Source organism: uncultured Marinobacter sp., from assembly GCF_947259545.1.
In the GTDB taxonomy this organism is placed as follows: domain Bacteria; phylum Pseudomonadota; class Gammaproteobacteria; order Pseudomonadales; family Oleiphilaceae; genus Marinobacter.
Map to the genome: position 1 here is coordinate 248,503 of NZ_CAMYMK010000008.1, position 18,131 is coordinate 266,633.

At 57.8% G+C, this 18,131-nt stretch carries 16 protein-coding genes; 6 read left to right on the forward strand and 10 right to left on the reverse strand.

Features of this window, described 5'->3' with window-relative positions:
- Positions 1-25 precede the first annotated feature (25 nt).
- The 3 genes from Q0Y21_RS12810 to Q0Y21_RS12820 are packed head-to-tail and all read left to right on the forward strand — an operon-like array spanning position 26 to position 2,564.
- The gene (locus Q0Y21_RS12810) at positions 26-1,090 is read left to right on the forward strand and encodes a phosphotransferase family protein (protein WP_297796075.1); all 1,065 of its coding nucleotides are present in this window, start codon (positions 26-28) and stop codon (positions 1,088-1,090) included.
- Positions 1,090-1,779, forward strand: coding sequence for a histidine phosphatase family protein (locus Q0Y21_RS12815; RefSeq protein ID WP_297796076.1), 690 nt, complete (start codon positions 1,090-1,092; stop codon positions 1,777-1,779). The genes Q0Y21_RS12810 and Q0Y21_RS12815 overlap by 1 nt, the downstream gene beginning before the upstream one ends.
- Before the next feature lie 17 nt (positions 1,780-1,796).
- Positions 1,797-2,564 carry an SDR family oxidoreductase gene (locus tag Q0Y21_RS12820; protein ID WP_297796079.1) on the forward strand — a complete coding sequence of 256 codons (768 nt, stop codon included), beginning with the start codon at positions 1,797-1,799 and terminating at the stop codon, positions 2,562-2,564.
- Between the two features lie 66 nt (positions 2,565-2,630).
- Here the strand turns inward: Q0Y21_RS12820 and Q0Y21_RS12825 are convergent, their stop codons facing one another.
- The 3 genes from Q0Y21_RS12825 to dacB form a co-directional block, all read right to left on the reverse strand.
- A complete protein-coding gene (locus Q0Y21_RS12825) occupies positions 2,631-3,443 on the reverse strand; it encodes an OmpA family protein (RefSeq protein WP_297796082.1) in 813 nt (270 codons plus the stop codon).
- 27 nt (positions 3,444-3,470) lie between these two features.
- A complete protein-coding gene (locus tag Q0Y21_RS12830) occupies positions 3,471-3,845 on the reverse strand; it encodes a DUF4398 domain-containing protein (protein ID WP_297796084.1) in 375 nt (124 codons plus the stop codon).
- Between the two features lie 193 nt (positions 3,846-4,038).
- Positions 4,039-5,481, reverse strand: a complete 1,443-nt coding sequence (gene dacB / locus Q0Y21_RS12835) for a D-alanyl-D-alanine carboxypeptidase/D-alanyl-D-alanine-endopeptidase (RefSeq protein WP_297797151.1) — start codon at positions 5,479-5,481, stop codon at positions 4,039-4,041.
- 410 nt (positions 5,482-5,891) lie between these two features.
- Here dacB and Q0Y21_RS12840 point away from each other — a divergent pair, with 410 nt between their 5' ends.
- Entirely contained in the window at positions 5,892-6,662 is a 771-nt protein-coding gene (locus tag Q0Y21_RS12840) for a glutathione S-transferase N-terminal domain-containing protein (protein WP_297796087.1), read from the forward strand.
- On the opposite strand, the gene dkgB is transcribed toward Q0Y21_RS12840, so the two are convergent.
- Positions 6,659-7,468 carry a 2,5-didehydrogluconate reductase DkgB gene (dkgB, locus tag Q0Y21_RS12845; RefSeq protein WP_297796090.1) on the reverse strand — a complete coding sequence of 270 codons (810 nt, stop codon included), beginning with the start codon at positions 7,466-7,468 and terminating at the stop codon, positions 6,659-6,661. The two genes, Q0Y21_RS12840 and dkgB, sit on opposite strands and share 4 nt — an antisense overlap.
- A gap of 123 nt (positions 7,469-7,591) precedes the next feature.
- Between dkgB and Q0Y21_RS12850 the strand changes: the two genes are divergently transcribed.
- A complete protein-coding gene (locus Q0Y21_RS12850; RefSeq protein ID WP_297796093.1) occupies positions 7,592-8,005 on the forward strand; it encodes a GFA family protein in 414 nt (137 codons plus the stop codon).
- A gap of 9 nt (positions 8,006-8,014) precedes the next feature.
- On the opposite strand, the gene Q0Y21_RS12855 is transcribed toward Q0Y21_RS12850, so the two are convergent.
- Positions 8,015-9,157 (reverse strand): PQQ-dependent sugar dehydrogenase, encoded by a 1,143-nt coding sequence (locus tag Q0Y21_RS12855; RefSeq protein WP_297796096.1) that lies wholly within the window; start codon positions 9,155-9,157, stop codon positions 8,015-8,017.
- A 181-nt stretch (positions 9,158-9,338) separates the two neighbouring features.
- Between Q0Y21_RS12855 and Q0Y21_RS12860 the strand changes: the two genes are divergently transcribed.
- Complete coding sequence (locus tag Q0Y21_RS12860) at positions 9,339-11,516, forward strand: TonB-dependent siderophore receptor (protein ID WP_297796114.1); 2,178 nt, start codon at positions 9,339-9,341, stop codon at positions 11,514-11,516.
- A gap of 160 nt (positions 11,517-11,676) precedes the next feature.
- Here Q0Y21_RS12860 and Q0Y21_RS12865 read toward each other — a convergent pair whose 3' ends face one another.
- From Q0Y21_RS12865 to Q0Y21_RS12885, 5 genes are all read right to left on the reverse strand, one after another.
- A complete protein-coding gene (locus Q0Y21_RS12865) occupies positions 11,677-12,492 on the reverse strand; it encodes a (2Fe-2S)-binding protein (RefSeq protein WP_297796117.1) in 816 nt (271 codons plus the stop codon).
- Positions 12,479-14,509: a Fe(3+)-hydroxamate ABC transporter permease FhuB gene (fhuB, locus tag Q0Y21_RS12870; protein ID WP_297796119.1), complete on the reverse strand. Its 2,031-nt coding sequence runs from the start codon at positions 14,507-14,509 to the stop codon at positions 12,479-12,481. The genes Q0Y21_RS12865 and fhuB overlap by 14 nt, the downstream gene beginning before the upstream one ends.
- Positions 14,499-15,431, reverse strand: coding sequence for an ABC transporter substrate-binding protein (locus Q0Y21_RS12875; protein ID WP_297796122.1), 933 nt, complete (start codon positions 15,429-15,431; stop codon positions 14,499-14,501). The genes fhuB and Q0Y21_RS12875 overlap by 11 nt, the downstream gene beginning before the upstream one ends.
- Positions 15,421-16,194, reverse strand: a complete 774-nt coding sequence (locus tag Q0Y21_RS12880; RefSeq protein WP_297796125.1) for an ATP-binding cassette domain-containing protein — start codon at positions 16,192-16,194, stop codon at positions 15,421-15,423. Before Q0Y21_RS12880 ends, Q0Y21_RS12875 begins: the two co-directional genes overlap by 11 nt.
- A gap of 82 nt (positions 16,195-16,276) precedes the next feature.
- Complete coding sequence (locus tag Q0Y21_RS12885; protein WP_297796128.1) at positions 16,277-18,067, reverse strand: ABC transporter ATP-binding protein; 1,791 nt, start codon at positions 18,065-18,067, stop codon at positions 16,277-16,279.
- Positions 18,068-18,131 lie beyond the last annotated feature (64 nt).

The window sequence follows — 18,131 nt, forward strand, 5'->3', positions numbered from 1 at the left end:
TGAAAAAACGACAGGAGAGCCCTGAATGACCCAGATCGACCAGGCCGTGGACATCCGCGAAGGCGAGAAACTGGACGTCAGCGCCGTTGACCGCTTTATGAAGCAGGCCATTCCGGATCTGCAAGGTGAGCCCGATATCCGCCAGTACCCTGGCGGTGCCTCTAACCTGACCTATCAGGTGGATTATGGCGATCGTTCCTACGTATTGCGTCGACCTCCGTTCGGCAAGATCGCCAAATCCGCCCACGATATGCTGCGGGAGGCAAAGGTAATGGATGCGCTGAAACCGGTGTATCCCTACGTGCCGAACATTGTGGCGATCTGTGACGATCATGACGTTCTGGGGTGTGACTTCTATGTGATGGAGCGTCTGAAGGGCATCATCCTGCGTCAGGATTTTCCAAAGGACTTTGAGCTGAGCGAAACGGATACCCGCAAGCTTTGCCTCAATGTGATCGACAAGTTGGTTGACCTGCACCGGGTGGACGCGAAAGCCGCGGGCTTGGACAAGTTGGGGAAGGGCGCCGGTTATGTCCAGCGTCAGATTGGTGGCTGGAGCGACCGTTTCCGCAAGGCCCGTACCGAAGACGTGGGTGATTTTGAGTCCGTGATGAGCTGGCTCAATGACAAGATGCCTGAGGACATCGCCCAGGTCGTCATCCACAACGATTTCCGTTTCGACAACGTGGTGCTGAATCCGGATAACCCGTTTGAAGTGATCGGCGTACTGGACTGGGAAATGGCCACCATTGGAGATCCACTGATGGATCTGGGCAACAGCCTGGCGTACTGGATTGAGGCGGACGACGAGGGGCCGTTCCAGATGCTGCGCCGGCAGCCGACTCATCGTACGGGCATGCTGACCCGTAAGGAAGTGGTGGAATATTACATGGAGAAGTCGGGCTTCAAAGCCGATAACTTCGATTTCTACGAGATCTACGGGCTGTTCCGTCTCGCGGTGATTGTTCAGCAGATCTATTACCGCTTCTATCACGGTCAGACCAAAGACAAGCGTTTTGCGGCCTTTGGTCATGCGGCCAATTACCTTGAGAAGCGCTGCCAGCGGCTGATTGAAGCGAGTGATCTGTAATGGCAACGATCTATCTGATCCGCCACGGACAGGCCAGTTTCGGCAAGGATAACTACGATCAGCTCTCGCCCCGTGGCTGGGAGCAGGGCCGGGTACTCGGCCGCTGGCTGTCGGGCAAGGTTCGCCCCGATGCCGTATTTGGCGGCAACATGGAGCGCCACCGGGAAACCGTGGAAGCGATTGCCAGTGGTTATGGTGACGCCTTGCCGGACATGCAGGCGGTTAGTGGTCTGAACGAGTTTGATCATATGCAGGTGGTTGAACGGCTGCGCCCGGAGTGGGCGGACCGGCAGCGAATGGCCACGGATCTGGCGGCGTTTCCCAAGCCCGCCCGCGCCTTCCAGCAGGCGTTCGAGAAGGCGATGGCCCGTTGGGTCAGTGGTGATCACGACAATGAATACACCGAAAGCTGGGAGGCCTTCAGAAGCCGTGTCATCACCGCGCTGGACGAACTGATCGAGTACGCTGATGGCGGCGATACCCTGGTGTCCACCTCCGGCGGACCCATTGCCGTGATTGCCCAGCACCTGTTGCACCTGAGCGACCACAAGGCGCTGGAGATGAACAACGTGATCGCCAATACCAGCGTTTCGCGCATCCTCTATTCCGGCGCCCGTCGGAGCCTGGCGGTTTTCAATAATTACAGTCATCTGGAAGCGGAGGACCCCGCACTGGTGACCTTCCGATAACGATTTGAGGTGAATGTATGAGTAAGGAATTGTTTGATCTGACAGGCAAAGTGGCGTTGGTTACGGGCGCCAGCCGTGGCATTGGTGAAAATGTCGCCCGCACCCTGGCGGATTACGGGGCCCACGTGATCTGCAGCAGCCGTAAGATCGAGGGCTGCGAGGCAGTGGCCAGCAGCATTCGTGATGCTGGCGGCAGTGCGGAGGCGTATGCCTGCCATATTGGCGAGATGGACCAGATTGAGGATATCTGGGCGCACATCGAAAAAGAGCACGGCAGGCTGGACATCCTGGTCAACAACGCTGCGGCGAACCCGTATTTTGGTCCGGTGGAGGACACCGACCTGGGCGCCTACCAGAAAACCGTGGATGTGAACATTCGCGGGTATTTCTTCATGTGTGCCCGCGGTGCGCAGCTGATGAAAAAGAACGGCGGGGGTTCGATCGTCAACGTGGCGTCTGTCAATGGCGTGAATCCCGGCCACTTCCAGGGTATCTACTCAGTGACCAAGGCCGCCGTGATCTCCATGACCAAGTCTTTTGCCATGGAGCTGGGGCAACAGAAGATCCGCGTCAACGCATTGCTGCCGGGGCTGACGGACACCAAATTCGCCAGTGCCCTGACCACCAACGACGCGATCAAGAAACAGGCAATGGCGCACATCCCCATGAAGCGGGTGGCCGATCCGAGTGAGATGGCGGGTACCGTACTGTACCTGGCGTCTGATGCGTCCAGCTATACCACCGGCGCCTGCATCAACGCTGATGGAGGTTATCTTACTGTTTGAGCGGCGTCGATCGGTGACTCTGACGGGGCCGGAGGCTGTATGGCTGCCGGCCCCCGTCACGAGGACTTATTGCCGGCCCTCAATATTCCCGTTCTCGTCGGAAATCACGATTTCCACACGGCGGTTCTGTTGCCGGCCAGCCGAGGTGTCATTGCTGGCAACCGGGTAATCTTCACCATAGCCACGGGTTTCGATCCGGCTCCAGCTGATGCCTTTATTTACCAGGGCGTCGCGCACTGCTTCAGCGCGTCGCTCTGACAAATCCCGGTTATAAGAAGCCTCCCCGGTGCTGTCGGTGTAGCCTTCCACCCGAACGCGGCGTTCCGGATATTCTGACATGAAGTCCGCGAGGCGGTTTATCGTTTGCTCACCGGCGGGCTTGAGCTCGGCACGATTGAGGTCAAACAGTACATCCCCCAGGGTAAGAACCATGCCCCGGTCCGTTTTCTCGGCTTCCATTTCCTCCATGCGTGCACGAAGCATTTCGGCTTCGCGGCGTGCCTGAGCAGCTTCCGCAGAAGTCATCTCCAGTTCGAGTGCCTTGCGGCGGGCTTCAGCCGAAGTGATTTCCTGCTGCAATGCCGCGCGGCGACCTTGCTCCTGTGCAATCTCTGCATGCCGCTTGGCGAGATACGCTGCATGTTCGATTTCGACCAGTTCTTCCCCTTCTTCCAGCAGGTTCTCAGCTCGTGACAGCTGGTCCCTCGCATTTCTCAACTGTCGGTCGCCGCTGCGGGCAACGTTGGGATCGTTGCGGATTTCCTCGTAGATTGCCCGAGCCTCGTTGATTTGCTCATTGTCCTTCGGGGTGCTCGCACAGCCGGCCATGAAGACGGAAAAGCCCACAGCCGCGCTCAGAATCATGTTGCGCTTGTTCATAACAATCTCCTTTCTCTGCTGTGGCCGTTACTGGCGTTGTTCGATTCGATTACGAAGTGATTCAATGCTGCGGTTGATCTCCTCAACGGCCTGCTCTGCCTTGGTTGATTCTGATCTTGCACCGGCCAGCTGAGCATCTACGGATGCCTTTTCCAACAGGCGTTCGGCTTCAATGTACTTTTCCTGTTCAATGAGTTCCTCTGCATCAGCAACCCGATTCTGTGCCTGATTAAGCAAAACCGGTTCGAAATCCCGTGCGTCTGACGATACGGCTTGCTGAATTGAGGCTTCTGCGGTCTGCAGCTGCGCATCGGGCCGTTCACCAGAACTGGCACAGCCACCCATCACCAACGCAATACCGATGATGCTTGTAGCGGTTAATATCGAAGTATGCTTGTTCATGCACTATCTCCCTCATGTGAAGGACGGGGAATACTACCCCACCCGAACGATCGACACCCCGGGATGCAGCGGTACTCCTGAGCTGCTCATTAAAGCTCTCATCCAGAGTGTCTGTTGGTGCTACGGGTAAGATTAGCAGTCAGTTCTGTCTTGGCCATGAAAGGTTGGCAAGAAAGATGGGAAAGGTGGCCCTTTAGCGTATTTCAGGGCCACCGTCTGCTTTGGAGAGCGTCGTGCCGACCGGTGGTTTGAAGTGCAGGGAGTAGAGAATGCGGTCAAGTACGGCCTGACCATTCCAGGCGGGGTCGGTGTTTACCATACCCACCACGGCCCAGGTAGTGTTGCTTTCATCCCGGGTGTAACCGGCGATGGAGCGGACGTTCTCCAGATAGCCGGTTTTGATCCTGCCCAGACCATCCATGCCAACGTTTCGCAAACGCCTGGCCATGGTTCCGTCCATCGCGATCAGAGGCATGGACGCCATCAGATCCGCCGAGAAAGGGCTGTTCCAGGCATGCTGGAGGATCTGGGCACCCTGGCGAGCGGTAATCCTGCCATGGCGGGTCAGCCCGGCACCGTTATCAATGACCATGCCGGCCGTGTTAACGCCTTTGTTCTCCAGCCAATCGTAAATCACCCGGATACCGGTAACGCGGTCATCGTGCTCGTTTTCCTGACGGTTTTCCGCACCGATGGTCAGCAACAGTTGGCGGGCCATCACATTGCTGCTCCACTTGTTAATATCCCTCACCATGGTGACCAGGTCCGGAGAGGTCGTTCTCAGCATCAGGCGGGCATCGTCGGGTGTGGTGCCGGTGATGTTGTCCCCGGCCAGGGTAATGCCCATCTCGGAAAGCAGGGATCGAATCAGTGAAGCCGTGTACTGTTCGTGTGGCAATAGTGATAGATACGCGGTAGTGCGGCAACCCTGGGGCAATTCTCCGGTGACACGAACGGTGACCCGCTGGTCAGCGTGGAATACAGGTTTCCAGGTAAAGCCCCGGCGGGAGGGGCAGGGGCCCTCAGCGGTCGCTGTCACACGGTTATCGATGACCACGTCGTTCAGGGCCGGGGCACTCCAGGCCTGGGTACCCCGCTCGTCGGCACGAACCTGGAAATGTATCAGGTTCAGGTTGGTGAGCACGCCTGAAGGCTCTACCAGGAACGGCGCATAGGGGTTGTCCCCGTTGTCATTGAACTTCGGCAGTCCTCCGGCAATTTCGAAGTAGCTGCCGTCAAGGACCAAATCCCCATTGATGGTGGTGATGCCCATGCCGCGGAGTTCCCGGAGGGTGCTCCACAAACGCTCGAGGGTCAGTTTCGGGTCGCCGCCGAATTGCACATAGAAGTTACCGTCCAGTGTGCTGCCCGCCAGTTGGCCATCGGTGTAGAAATCTGTATTCCAGTGATGAGTCGGCCCCAGGATTTCCAGTGCGGCGTAGGTGGTGACCAGCTTCATGATCGAGCCCGGGCTCATCAGCGCATCGGCATTGATGTACTGATCAATTCCCGGCCCATTCATGGGAATGGCCGCCATGCTCAGGGCGTCTTCATTATTCAGGGATTTAACGGCGTAATCCCTGACCTGGTTACTCCAGGTTTTGGTTCCGGCTTTGGTTGTTCCTTCGTCCGCCATGGCAAGCGGACTGCAAGCCATGACCAGGGAGGCAGTGGCGGCCAGGAATGCTCTCTGTGCACGCAGCCCCTTACGAGCTTCGGGCGCAGTTTGCTGGCAACGGGAAACAGACTGTTGGAAGCAAAGTAGCGATGAAGTGAACATGACCGGACTCATTGTGTGTTATTCCTCAACAATAGCCCAATTTTGCGGATCATACTATGTGCGAAAGCTCTACATGACGTTAAAAAATGCCACTAGTGTCATTGTTTGCATTGCACTTTTGTGAAGAGTTGTAAGGTGTCTTTGGAATCAGTGAGTTAATCGGCCCAGGATTGCTTGCTTTCTGAGTATCCGCGCCACGAGCCAATGGAAAATTGGCCAATTGCGTGATAATGGCGGCCAACATTTATCGGTTGTGAGGTTGAATCATGTCCAATTTTCTCGTCCACAATGCCAATGTGCTTGGTTCGGTAGCCACTTCGTCACTCACGGCATGGCGTGGTTGTCTGGTTGTGAAGCAGGCACCGCAACCAGAAAAGCCCCTGGTTCTCTACGATATGGAGGCTTGTCCGTATTGTCGCCGGGTTCGGGAGGCGCTGACGGCCCTGAACCTGGATGCCGAGATTCGCCCGTGTCCGAAAGGGGGCCGGCGGTTCCGGCCGGAAGCGGAGAACCTTGGCGGCAAGCAGCAGTTTCCGCTACTGGTGGACGAAAACACGGGTAAGGTGATGTATGAGTCCGAGGCCATCGTGGAGTACCTGTTCCGTCAGTATGGCGGCAGGCCAGTCCCAGGATATTATCGTGCCAAAGGCTACCAGCCGGCTCTTGGGTCACTGGCATCCGCAGCAAGTGCTTTGCGTGGACTGAGGGCGGGTTCCGCCAACGCTCCGGAGCAACCGCTGCACCTCTGGAGTTTTGAAGGCAGTCCGTACTCCCGTCTGGTGCGCGAAAAGTTGTGTGAGCTGGAGATTCCCTACACCCTTCATAACCTTGGCAAAGAGCATTGGACCGAGATTGGTCCGGCAAAACAGCGCATCAAGCCCGGGGCTTATACTCCGATTCCGGGTGGCAAGCGGGACGCTTTCTTCCAGGTGCACAAACGTGTCCAGGTGCCTTATCTGGAAGATCCCAACACCGGCCAGGGGCTGTTCGAATCTTCCTCCATCCTGAAGTATCTGGAGGCGACATACGCCAGTTAATCCCATCGAGGTGCAAAGTCGGGGTTGGCCAGACGCTCGCCCCGATCCAGCCCGTCTATGGCAATAATTTCGTCGTTACTGAGCTGAATCTTCAAGGCGTCCAGATTGGTTTTCTGGTGTTTCGGCCGAACTGAGGACGGAATCGGTACCACGCCTTTGGCCAGGGCCCAGGCAATGGCAATCTGCGCCGGTGTGGCATTGTGCTCGTTGCCGATACGGATAAGAGTGTCGTCCTCCATCACCTTGCCGACTGCCAGAGGCATATAACCGGTCACGATGATGCGCAGTTTTTTGGCGTGCTCAATGACCTTGTGGTTATTGAGGAAGGGGTGGACTTCCACCTGATTGGTAAAGATGGGCGTTTCTTCCAGAATCTCCCTGGCCTGGTCCATTTGCGCGCAGGTGAAATTGGAAATGCCAATGTGGTTGGTCAAACCTTCGCGTTGGGCATCCCGCAGGGCGCCCAGGTACTCGGACATAGGTACTTCATCGCCCGGGGACGGCCAGTGAATCAGCGCCAGGTCGACGTGATCAGTTTTCAGTCGCGTCAGGCTGTCATGGAGGCTATTGATCAGGTCACTGGTGTGGAGTTTGTCGTGCCAGATCTTGGTGGTCAGGAAGATTTCGCGGCGGGGAATGCCGCTGGAAACAATGCCATCGCCCACTTCCGCTTCGTTTTCATACACCTGGGCGGTATCGATATGACGGTACCCCAGTGATAAGGCACTCTTCACCGCGTCCCTGGCGTCGTTACCTTTCAGGCGAAACGTGCCCATACCGATCTTTGGAAGTGCGCTCAGTGACATGGTGTCCTCCTTTGCGAAATCTGTGTTTGTAATGTGGTGCCCGCGCACTGGTTCTTCAAGTGGCCCGCAGGTATCATAGCGCTCCTGTCATCAAATCTGCAGTGCGGAACAAAAGGGCAAATCATGCTGACCGGCCGGTGCCTTTGCGGCGACATTACCTTTGAATATGAAGGGCCTCTGGGGCCGGTTGCTCTGTGCCATTGCAGCCAGTGCCGCCGTGCTCACGGCAGTGCCTTTTCCGCCAGTGCGCCGGTGCAGAAAGTGCGTTTCCGGTTCCTGAGCGGCGAAGATCAGGTGCAGGAATTTGAGTCTCGACCCGGAAAATACCGCGCCTTCTGTAATCGGTGCGGCAGCCACCTCTACAGCCGTGTAGATGCCATTCCCGGCATTCTTCGGTTACGTGTTGGCGTGATCAACGAGCCGCTTGGAAAGGGGCCAGCCCAGCATGTTTTCGTGGGCTCCAAATCCGACTGGTTCGAGATTACGGACGATCTTCCCCAGTTCGAGAAAACCGAGAGAACCAACGACCCGCACTAAGACCACAGGTTACTCAAGGGGCACCAACCGGTATACCTTGCCATCGGTAGAGTCGGTCAGTAACCATAGTACGCCGTCGGGCCCCATGCGCACATCACGGATTCGCTCGCCGAGGTCCTCCAGCAGATCTTCTTCCTCTTTCACTGTCTCATTTTCCATACTCAGGCGTACCAGTTTCCGCATCTTGAGGGCGCCGACAAACAGGTCACCTTTCCACTCGGGGAATCGGTCTCCGGTATAGAACGCCATGCCGGACGGGGCGATGGACGGATCCCAATAATGCAGGGGATCAGTAACGCCTTCCATGGTGGTTTTGTCAGAGATGATTGCGCCCGAGTAACCGATGCCGTAAGTCACTTTCGGCCATCCATAATTGTTGCCCGCCCGGATGATATTGATTTCGTCACCTCCACGGGGGCCGTGTTCGTGGCTCCAGATTTCACCGGTAGTGGGGTGGATCGTCATACCCTGGATATTGCGGTTGCCGTAAGTATAGAGGGTGTCGTTGCCGGAGGAGTCGTCAATAAATGGATTGCCCGGTGCCGGATCGCCATTGGTGGTCAGGCGATGGACGCCGCCTGCGTCGTCACTCGTGTCCTGGGCGCGGTCCTTTCTACCTCGGTCGCCAACAGCAATGTACAGGTTGCCATCACGGTCGAACGCCATGCGGCCGGCAAAGTGGTGACTGGCAGTGCCTCGTGGCAGAGCTTCAAAGATAACCTCGACATCGGACAGGGCGTTGCCATCCAGAGTGGCCCGCGCCACTCGCGTGGTCATGCCTTTGCGGCTGATCTTGTGGGAGTAGCTGAGAAACAATGTCTGGTTGGTTTCAAAATCAGGGTGGAGAATGATGTCCAGTAGTCCGCCCTGGCCAGACACCACAAGCTCTGGTAGCCCCTGTATGGGCTGGCTTTGAAGTTCTCCGTCCTCAATACGGCGCAATCTGCCCTCACGTTCAGTCACCAGCTGGGAGCCATCCGGAAGAAACGCAATACTCCAGGGGTGTGCCAGTCCGGTCGCAATGGTCTCCAGCCTGAAATTGGCGTTGTTTGATGTAAACGTGTGGCCATCTGCTACTGCTATTTGGGCCAAACATCCGAGTGCCGTTGCCGTCAGTGTGAATGCGGCTGCCATCCTGATAATTCCCACCATGACGCTCTCCTCTGTAAGTTACCGGGCGTCCCGGTTTTCAGAATAGCACTGTCAGACCAGCGTGCGAGTGATCCAATTCTGTTTATTTCTGTGTGTTAATTATTATTTGCTGTTTTAAATCAGAATGATTCGCATTAAGATAGCGTCCGTTTTTCATCATTATGAAGCCAGGAGAGAAGTCATGCCGCAGTCCCCAACCAACGGCTTTCGCCGCAAAGCACTGGCCAGTGCCATTCTCTGGGCCAGCTTGCCCGGTTTTGCCGTCGCGCAGGAGCAGGAAACCACCACGTTGGATGCCATTCAGGTGTCCGCGGACAGGGGGGTAGAGTCTTCCGAGTCCACCGGTAGCTACAAAGCCGGTACAACCAGTACTGCAATGAAAATGGATCTGTCCCATAGGGAAAACCCGCAGTCGGTGACGGTGATTACCCGCGAGCAGATGGATGATTTTGGTCAGGATGACGTGAACGACGTGCTTGAAGGCGCGACAGGGGTGACTGTCGAGTCGGTGGAAACGGACCGCACCTACTACACCGCTCGTGGTTTTGATATCAACAACTTTCAGTACGATGGCGTGGGCATGCCAGCGGTTTATGGCAACGTCCAGGGCGATCTGGATACCGCTTTTTATGATCGGATTGAAGTGCTCCGCGGCGCCAACGGTCTGATGACCGGTTCTGGCAATCCTTCGGCTACGATCAACTTTATCCGCAAGCGCCCGACTGCAGACACACAGGCCTCCGTGGCCGTGACGGGTGGCTCATGGGATAACCGTCGCATCGTCGGCGACCTGTCCGGCTCTGTGTCTGATTCTGGCAAGGTACGCGGCCGTGTGGTTGCCGGGTATCAGGATCGGAATTCTTACCTCGATCGCTACAGCAACGAGAAACAGATGTTCTATGGCGTGGTGGAAGCCGATGTCACCGATACCACACTGTTGACTCTGGGGCATGCCACACAATCGTCTGATACCGACAGCCCGCTCTGGGGCGCGCTGCCGCTGTTTTACAGCGACGGTTCGGCAACGGACTTCAAGCGTTCCACCAGCACAGCCTCTGACTGGTCTTTCTGGGATAACACCAACCACAACAGCTTCGTTGAGCTGCAACAGCAGCTGAGCGGCGGCTGGCAAGCCAGGGGCTCTGTGCTGCGCCTTGAGAAGGACAGCGAGTCGGAGCTGTTCTATCAGTTTGGTACCCCTGACCGGGAAACGGGTGAAGGTTTGATGGCTTATGCCAGCCAATATGATCGGAACGTGGAGCAGCTGGTAGTGGATACTTATGCCACCGGGCCGTTCCAGCTGGCTGATCGCACCCATGAACTCGTATTGGGAGCGACCTGGTCACGCTCGGAGACTGTTGATGAATCCCGCTTCGGCCGGGGCATCGGCGACCCGCTTCCGCCACTGGAAGAGTGGGACGGCAACTATGCCAAGCCGGTGTTCGATGCTGGCGTGAGTGGGTCTGACTGGACCGATAAGGAAGTCAGCACTTACCTGGCTTCCCGTTGGTCGCTCACGGACCAGCTGACTGCCATCACCGGTGTGCGACTGACCTGGTTGGATTCCGAGGGGACCAGTTATGGTAACAGTAAGGAAACCAGCTACGACGCGATTGATACCCCCTACGCCGGGCTGATTTACGATCTGAACCGCAATCATTCCGTATATGCCAGCTACACTGAAATCTTCACTCCACAAACGGAAGTGGACATCAACCGGGATCGTCTGGACCCGATTGAGGGTGTGAACTACGAGCTGGGACTGAAGAGCGAGTTCCTTGATGATCGTGTGAACACAACTCTGGCCGTTTTCCGGACCAAGCAGGAAAACCTGGCCGAGGCCGCCGGTACCTTTGAGAATGGTGTTGATACGTTCCATCGTGGCGTAGATGGTGTCACCAGTGAGGGTGTTGAGCTGGAGTTTGTCGGTGATGTGACTGACCGTATCCAGGTGTTTGCCGGGTATGCCTGGATCAACATCGAAGATGCGGACGGAAACTCGACACGGGAATTTATTCCGGAGCATCTGGCTCAACTGCGCGGCACCTGGCAAGTGCCCGGTGTGAATGGACTCGAACTGGGGAGTCAGGTGCGCTGGCAGTCAGGCATCAGTCAGGACCAGGGTCTTGCCACAGTTGGTCCCAATGCGGGTTCAGCGATTGTCACCGAACAGAGCAGCTACGCGGTTGTGGATCTGATGGCAAGCTATGACTTCGCCCGTAACTGGAACGCAACTCTGAATGTGAACAATGTCACTGACGAGAAGTACATCGAGAGCCTGAAGAAGTTTGGCACTTCGGCCCAGGGCTTCTATGGAGCACCGGCCAATGCCAACCTGACGGTAGCCTGGACGTACTGATAGGGTGCCGGAGCAGGGGTGTTTTCCTGCTCCGGCATTGATTCAACCACGGTAAAACCGGTTATACACAGTTCTGATCAGATGCTGAGGGGAGGGCAGGGAATGACACCCGAGCAGGAAATGATTGAAGGATTAAAAATAGCCGCGAGTTCCGGGCTGCTTATAGGCCTGGCTGCCATTGGCCTGGTGTTGAGTTCGGCTTTTGGTGGCTGAGCGTTGCCATACGTTCCTTTCGATAGATACCGCACGTTCCGCAATATCCCCCTTCCGGTAACAGATACTTCAGGCAACATCCTTTGCGCTGAGGAATTGCGCATGATTGACCGCTGAACTCGGCGGGTATCCAGTCAATAAAGCGGTTGGCATCGCACTCAAACTGTTTCAGCCATGCCTGTGCAAGCTGACATACGGCGGATGGCGTCCCTCGATTCCAGACCACGGAAAAAGGGGACCCCAGCCCCAGACCTATACTGCTCCAGTAAGCGCCCGGACTGACGCCGAGTGCCTGTCGAAAGACCGGGTACCAGGCATTCACCTGTGCCTCCATACCACTGACAAATTCACAAACGTCCACAGGGGCTGCAGTGGTCGCCTGGAACCAGCGTGGTGACGTCTGTTCCCCGGGGCGCAACGCACTCAGGAAGATCCTTTCGGGATCCGGCAGGGGCGCTTTCCCGTGCAGGAATAACCGTAAAGTCAGTGGTGCAATGATGTTCAGGGCAAGATCCTGCTGCAGCACCGATAACCGCGCGGTGACCGCGCGGTTATCCCGTGCATCGGGATAGTCAGTGCGAACCTGTTGACGTAATAGTTCTGGTTCCCGGAGGCCTTGTGCCAGTGAGAACAAGGCGGGTCGGTTGATATCCTCGGGCTGCAGGGCGCCGGCCAGCTCAGCATCCCGGTCCAGTCCGGCTCCGGCGAGCAGTTGACGGTAATGCTCCGGCCACTGCCGGAGTTCCGGTTCAGGCGCGTCCATGACGGCTCAGCCCCCACAGGAAGTAGACACCGCCGACCAGCGCTGCGAGTAACCCGGCTGGCAGTTGCCCCGGGTAAACCACAATGCGGGAAAGGTAATCGGCAGCGGCCAGCAGAAGTCCGCCGACCAGGGCCGCCACAATCATCTGGCGACCAACTGTCTGCTGACCGAGCACGCGGGCAAGATGAGGTGCAATCAGACCCACAAAACTCAGCGGGCCGATCACCACCGTAGCGGACGCGGTTAATACGGCAGCAACCAGCAGAAGTAGTAAGCGAGCCTTGGCAACTGGCAATCCTAATGCCGATGCGGACGTGTCACCAAGAGGCAGAAGTGTCAGCGGACGCACCACCAGGCACAGCAGCCCGCAAATCAGAATAATGAATGCCATCAGGCCGAAGGCTTCGTTCTCGGAAATCAGCCAGGTGGAACCGTACATCCAGTTCAGGAGTTGAGATGCCACGGTGCCGCCAGAGGCCATGACCAGCCGTAGGCCTGCATCCATGAATACATAAAGCGCCAGGCCACCGAGCAGGAGCTGGTTGCCGGCAAAACGGTGCTTTCGTGCCAGCAGGATGAGTAAGCCGAGTGCCGCTGCGGCGCCGAGGGTAGCGGCGCCAAGCTGCCCGACACGTCCGACTTCCAGGCCGGATAACACAATCATCACCATAACCAGGGCTGCGCCACCACTGATGCCCAGCATCTCCGGACTGCCCATGGGGTTGCCGGTCATGCGTTGAATCAGTGTGCCGGCCAGTCCCAGGGCGACCCCGGCAAGGGTCGCTGCCAGCAGTCTCGGACCGCGCCAGACCCAGGCTTCGTGCCACTGGAAGATGGGCGTCCAGTTCCAGTCATTCAGTCCCGGAGACCAGCCCATGGAGATCACGATGGTGATCAATAGCAGGGTGACAATGACGCCACTGATTATGGCCGGTGAACGTCGTTTGGGCTGAAAGCCGGCCGGGCTGGATTCCTGGCCGGGCATATGATGGGTGTTCCTGAAGCCTTGCAGGGCCAACAGGATGACGGGGCCGCCGATCAGCGCTGTGGTGGTTCCCGTCGGGACCAGGGAGCCGTCACCCCATGTCGAAGCCCAGTGCGCGAGGGTATCCGCCAACAGTAGCAGGCCGCCCCCCATCAGCGTGCTCCAAAGCAAACGGCTGCCCAGGGTGCGCGCACCCAGGAGTCTGGCCAGGACCGGCGCCGCGAGCCCGACAAAAGCCACAACCCCGACCCGGCTGACCACGGTAGTACTCATCAATACCACCAGTAACAATGCCAACACACGGATCAGCCCCACACGGGCTCCCAGTGAGCTGGCGGATGCCTGTCCAAGCTGGAGCAATTGCAACGGCCGCATCAGCAGCAGCATCAGGATTGCGAGCACCAGGACCCGGGGCCAGAGATCCATAAACGGACCCCAGTTATTCTGTACCAGGGAGCCGGCCCCCCAGATGTACAGGTTGCCGAGCCATTCGCCCTTAAGCAGCAAGAAGGCCATGTTCATGGCGCCCAGGAAAAAGGTAATCACCAACCCCGCGAGAATGACCGTCACCGGTGAAAAGCCCAGGCGCCAGGTCAGTGCAATCACCAGTCCGATGGCCAGTAAACCGCCCCCGATGGCGGCGAGATCCGGGCTGAACGCGAGCAGACCCGGTGCGAAAAGCGTGGCCACTGTAACGCCAAACTGACCACCGGCTTCGACACCGAGCGTGGTAGGGGACGCCAGCGGGTTGCCAAGGATCTGCTGGGTAACGGCCCCCGCCAACCCCAGCCCACAGCCAATCAGCATGGCAATGGATACGCGGGGGGCCCAGCTGTAATGGGCCAGCACCGATGCGTACTGATCGGGGTTGAATGTCCAGAATGCGGAAAGTATTGCGATAGGGTCCAACTGATTCAGCCAGGGCGTGGCGCTGGCGAAGAGCGCGCCGAGCCAGAGAATAACCGCTGCTATTGGCAGGGTGGGCGGAATGGTTGGGCGGGACAAAGGCAGGGTGGAGGTGTCAGCGTACATTGTCGGAGCCTCCTTCCAGCAGGCTGTCGGTCAGCTTTGTCGCGAGCCGTTTAACCGGAAACACACCACCGAATGGCCAGGTGGCATCAATCTGATAGATCTGCTCGCGTTTCACCGGCGGCAGATAGGTCCAGAACGGACTGTCGGCAAGGTTATCGGACAGGCCGGGCAACGTTGGGGAGATCACCACTACGCGGCTGTCTTCGTAGGGGGCGATGGCCTCGAGCCCGACCACCGAAAATCCCCAGAAGTTGCCCTGCCGTGACCACGCGTTGGTCAATCCAAGACCCTCAAGAGCGTGTTGGTAGAGACCGTTCGGTGCATAGATCCGTACATGCCGGTCATCCAGAAAGTTCACCAGGGCCACGGGCCTGTCGGTCAAGCCCGCCTTTTCCAGGCGCTGGCGCTGGGTGTCGAGTGTTTGCTCTATATCCGCCAGAATCGCTTGAGCGCGCTCCTCGCGATCCAGCATGTCACCCAGTGTCAGTAGCATCTCCCGGGCCTTGTCGAACGGCTGGTTTCCTTCCCGGTAAGCACTGATCACATAGGTGGGAGCTATTTGTTCCAGCAGCTGTGAGGCCGGCGCCATTTCGGAGCTGGTCACAATCAGGTCCGGTTTCAGTTCGGCGATCGCCTCCAGGCTTGGTGCCACCCGGGCGCCGATATCGTAAACGCCGTCCGGGAGAGCCGGTTCCTTGACCCAGACCGAGTAACCATCCCGATCCGCCACGCCGACAGGCGTAACGCCCAGAAGTAACAGGGTTTCGGTGGCTGCCCAGTTCAGGGTGACCACCCGCTCGGGGGGCTCGTCGAGGGTGAGGGTGCCTTGTTCATGTTGCCAGGTACCGGCGCTGACCAGCATGGGTAGCAGGCTGGAAAGCAGGGCCGTGAACAGGTGTAATAATCGGGGGTTAGTGAACATAGGAGACCCACTGTCCCGGCGCCCGCTCCATAACACCCATGGGCACACCGTAAATGGTTTCGAGTATTCCGGAATCCATAATCTCGCGGGGGCTTCCGTCTGCAACCAGCTGTCCGGTTTTAAGGGCCACCAGACGGTCGCAGAAGCGGGCTGCCAGATCAACGTCGTGCAGTACCACGACCACGGTTAATTCACGCTCTTCGGCCAGGCGGTGTACCAGGCGCAGCGTCTCTACCTGGTGCTTTACATCCAGGGCGGAGATGGGTTCGTCCAGTAACAGGCAGCGGGTCTGTTGCGCCAGCAGCATGGCGATCCAGGCGCGTTGGCGCTCGCCTCCCGAGAGGGTATCGACGGAACGATGCTGAAAGTGACGAAGTCCCGTGTCTTCAATCGCCTGATCAATCAGCTGGTGATCTTCTTCGTTATAGCGCCCCAGGGGCCCTCGCCATGGGTAGCGGCCAAGAGCCACCAGTTCGCGTACCGTCAGTCCATCCGTGCCAGGGGGGTGTTGGGGAAGGTAGCCCACGGTGCGGGCAAATTCACGAGCACCGGTACTGTCGAACGAGGTGCCCAGTACGCTGACCTTACCAGAAGATGGTGACAACTGGCGGGCCAGAACCTTCAGCAGTGTGGACTTGCCTGAGCCGTTGTGTCCGAGCAGGGCAGTGACTTCGCCTTCGCGAAACTCGAGGTTGATATTGCGCAGTATGCCGGCGTCGCCAATATCTACACCCAGGCTGGATACTTTGAAGAACGCAGACATACAGACTCCCTTCGTTCTTTGAGATGGATTCCGAGGGTCTGCAGAATAATCTAAATGCGAATTACTATCAATATTATGTTGGTCAGGCCTGTCCGGTCTGCACTCGCCACTGGGCCGCGTAGGCGCCGTTTTTGTCCAGTAGTGTCTGATGGCTGCCGCTTTCCACGACCTTGCCGTTCTCCACAACCGCGATGGTGTCCGCGTCTACAATGGTGGAAAGCCGGTGGGCGATCATAATCACCGTACGGTTATGGCCGATGCGCTTCAGGGACCGCTGGATTGCCGCTTCGGTTTCGTTGTCCACCGCGCTGGTGGCTTCGTCCAGTACCAGGACCGGTGGATTCTTCAGCAGCGCGCGTGCCAGCGAAAGGCGCTGACGTTGGCCGCCGGACAGACGGACGCCACGCTCACCCACTTCGGTATCCAATCCGTTGGGCAGGGCTTCGATAAAGGACCAGGCTTCAGCGGTACGGGCGGCGTCAATGATATCTTCGTCGCTTGCGCCGGGCCTGCCGTAGGCCAGGTTGTCCCGAATGGTGCCTTCAAACAGGTAAACGTCCTGGCTGACCAGGCCGATGGCATTTCGCAGTGATTTCAGACTGACCGATTGTATCGGCTTGTCATCGATTCGAATCTCGCCTTCCGTTGGGTCATAAAAACGCAGCAACAGTTTGATCAGGGTGGATTTCCCGGAGCCGGTTGCGCCTACCAGCGCCAGGGTATTTCCGGCCGGTACATCCAGGCTGATACCGCTGATGCCGGCGCCGCTGGAAGGGTAGTGAAAGCTTACATTGTTGAACCTGACGCTGCCGCGAACCGGCTCCGGCAGAGGCGTGGCGGCCTCGTCGCGCACATGGACCGGCTCTGCCAGCAAGTCCAGGATCCGCCGGGTACTGGCCATGGCGCGCTCAAACAGGTCGATAACTTCCGCCAGGCCGGTCAGGGGCCACAGCAGGCGCTGGGTCAGGAACACCAGCACGCCGTAGGCACCGACGTTGAGGGTGCCTTCCAGGGCCATCATGCCGCCAACGGTGAAGGTGGCGAGGAAGCCAGCGAGGATTGCCATGCGAATAACAGGGATGAACGCAGAACTGATGCGGATCGCCCGGCGATTGGCCTCCACGTATGCCTCACTGCTGGCCTTCAGGCGCTCGGCCTCACGCTGCTCGGCGGTGAAACTCTTGATGGTGGCAATACCGCCGAGGTTGTTGGCGAGGCGGCTGGAAAGATCTCCGACCTTTTCCCTGACGTCGGCATAGAGTGGGCCAGCCTTACGTTGGAAATAGAAGGCTCCCCAGACGATCAGCGGAATCGGGGTAAACGCCAGCAAGGCAATCAGCGGTGACAGCACAAAGAACACGGCGCCAACGGCGACTACGGTCACCAGCACCTGGATCATGGCATTGGCACCGCCGTCCAGAAAGCGTTCCAGCTGGTTTACGTCGTCGTTCATGGTCGCGACCAGTTGGCCGGAGCTGCGGGCTTCAAAGAAGCTCATGTCCAGGCGCTGGGCATGTTCGTAGGCATCCTGTCGCAAATCGGATTGCAGGCGCTGTGCAAGATTGCGCCAGAGAATCTGGAACAGGTACTCGAAAAGGGATTCACCGGCCCAGATGAAGAAGGTCAGAACAGCCAGAATGGTGATCTGTTCCTGGGCAGTTTCGAACCCCAGGCCAGCCACAAAACTCTCTTCCTTGTTGACCACCACATCAATGGCGATACCAATAAGGATTTCCGGGGCAATGTCGAACAGTTTATTGATGATGGAGCAGACAGTGGCCGCAATGATCTGTCGCCGATACCCTCTGGCATAGCGCAGCAAGCGACCGAGTGCGGCAAAACTGCTGGTGGCTTTGGTGAAATGCTGTGTCATGATCTGCTCCGCTTGCGCCAGAAAAGCGGCAAGGGTAGCGGATTCTCAAGTTTTTTAAAACAGA

What these genes read in the sequence shown, in the direction of transcription:
- Q0Y21_RS12810 (WP_297796075.1), top strand. Translation starts at nt 26, where the DNA reads ATGACCCAGATCGACCAGGCCGTGGACATCCGCGAAGGCGAGAAACTG.
- Q0Y21_RS12815 (WP_297796076.1), top strand. Translation starts at nt 1,090, where the DNA reads ATGGCAACGATCTATCTGATCCGCCACGGACAGGCCAGTTTCGGCAAG.
- Q0Y21_RS12820 (WP_297796079.1), top strand. Translation starts at nt 1,797, where the DNA reads ATGAGTAAGGAATTGTTTGATCTGACAGGCAAAGTGGCGTTGGTTACG.
- Q0Y21_RS12825 (WP_297796082.1), bottom strand. Translation starts at nt 3,443, where the DNA reads ATGAACAAGCGCAACATGATTCTGAGCGCGGCTGTGGGCTTTTCCGTC.
- Q0Y21_RS12830 (WP_297796084.1), bottom strand. Translation starts at nt 3,845, where the DNA reads ATGAACAAGCATACTTCGATATTAACCGCTACAAGCATCATCGGTATT.
- dacB (WP_297797151.1), bottom strand. Translation starts at nt 5,481, where the DNA reads ATGGCGGACGAAGGAACAACCAAAGCCGGAACCAAAACCTGGAGTAAC.
- Q0Y21_RS12840 (WP_297796087.1), top strand. Translation starts at nt 5,892, where the DNA reads ATGTCCAATTTTCTCGTCCACAATGCCAATGTGCTTGGTTCGGTAGCC.
- dkgB (WP_297796090.1), bottom strand. Translation starts at nt 7,468, where the DNA reads ATGTCACTGAGCGCACTTCCAAAGATCGGTATGGGCACGTTTCGCCTG.
- Q0Y21_RS12850 (WP_297796093.1), top strand. Translation starts at nt 7,592, where the DNA reads ATGCTGACCGGCCGGTGCCTTTGCGGCGACATTACCTTTGAATATGAA.
- Q0Y21_RS12855 (WP_297796096.1), bottom strand. Translation starts at nt 9,157, where the DNA reads ATGGTGGGAATTATCAGGATGGCAGCCGCATTCACACTGACGGCAACG.
- Q0Y21_RS12860 (WP_297796114.1), top strand. Translation starts at nt 9,339, where the DNA reads ATGCCGCAGTCCCCAACCAACGGCTTTCGCCGCAAAGCACTGGCCAGT.
- Q0Y21_RS12865 (WP_297796117.1), bottom strand. Translation starts at nt 12,492, where the DNA reads ATGGACGCGCCTGAACCGGAACTCCGGCAGTGGCCGGAGCATTACCGT.
- fhuB (WP_297796119.1), bottom strand. Translation starts at nt 14,509, where the DNA reads ATGTACGCTGACACCTCCACCCTGCCTTTGTCCCGCCCAACCATTCCG.
- Q0Y21_RS12875 (WP_297796122.1), bottom strand. Translation starts at nt 15,431, where the DNA reads ATGTTCACTAACCCCCGATTATTACACCTGTTCACGGCCCTGCTTTCC.
- Q0Y21_RS12880 (WP_297796125.1), bottom strand. Translation starts at nt 16,194, where the DNA reads ATGTCTGCGTTCTTCAAAGTATCCAGCCTGGGTGTAGATATTGGCGAC.
- Q0Y21_RS12885 (WP_297796128.1), bottom strand. Translation starts at nt 18,067, where the DNA reads ATGACACAGCATTTCACCAAAGCCACCAGCAGTTTTGCCGCACTCGGT.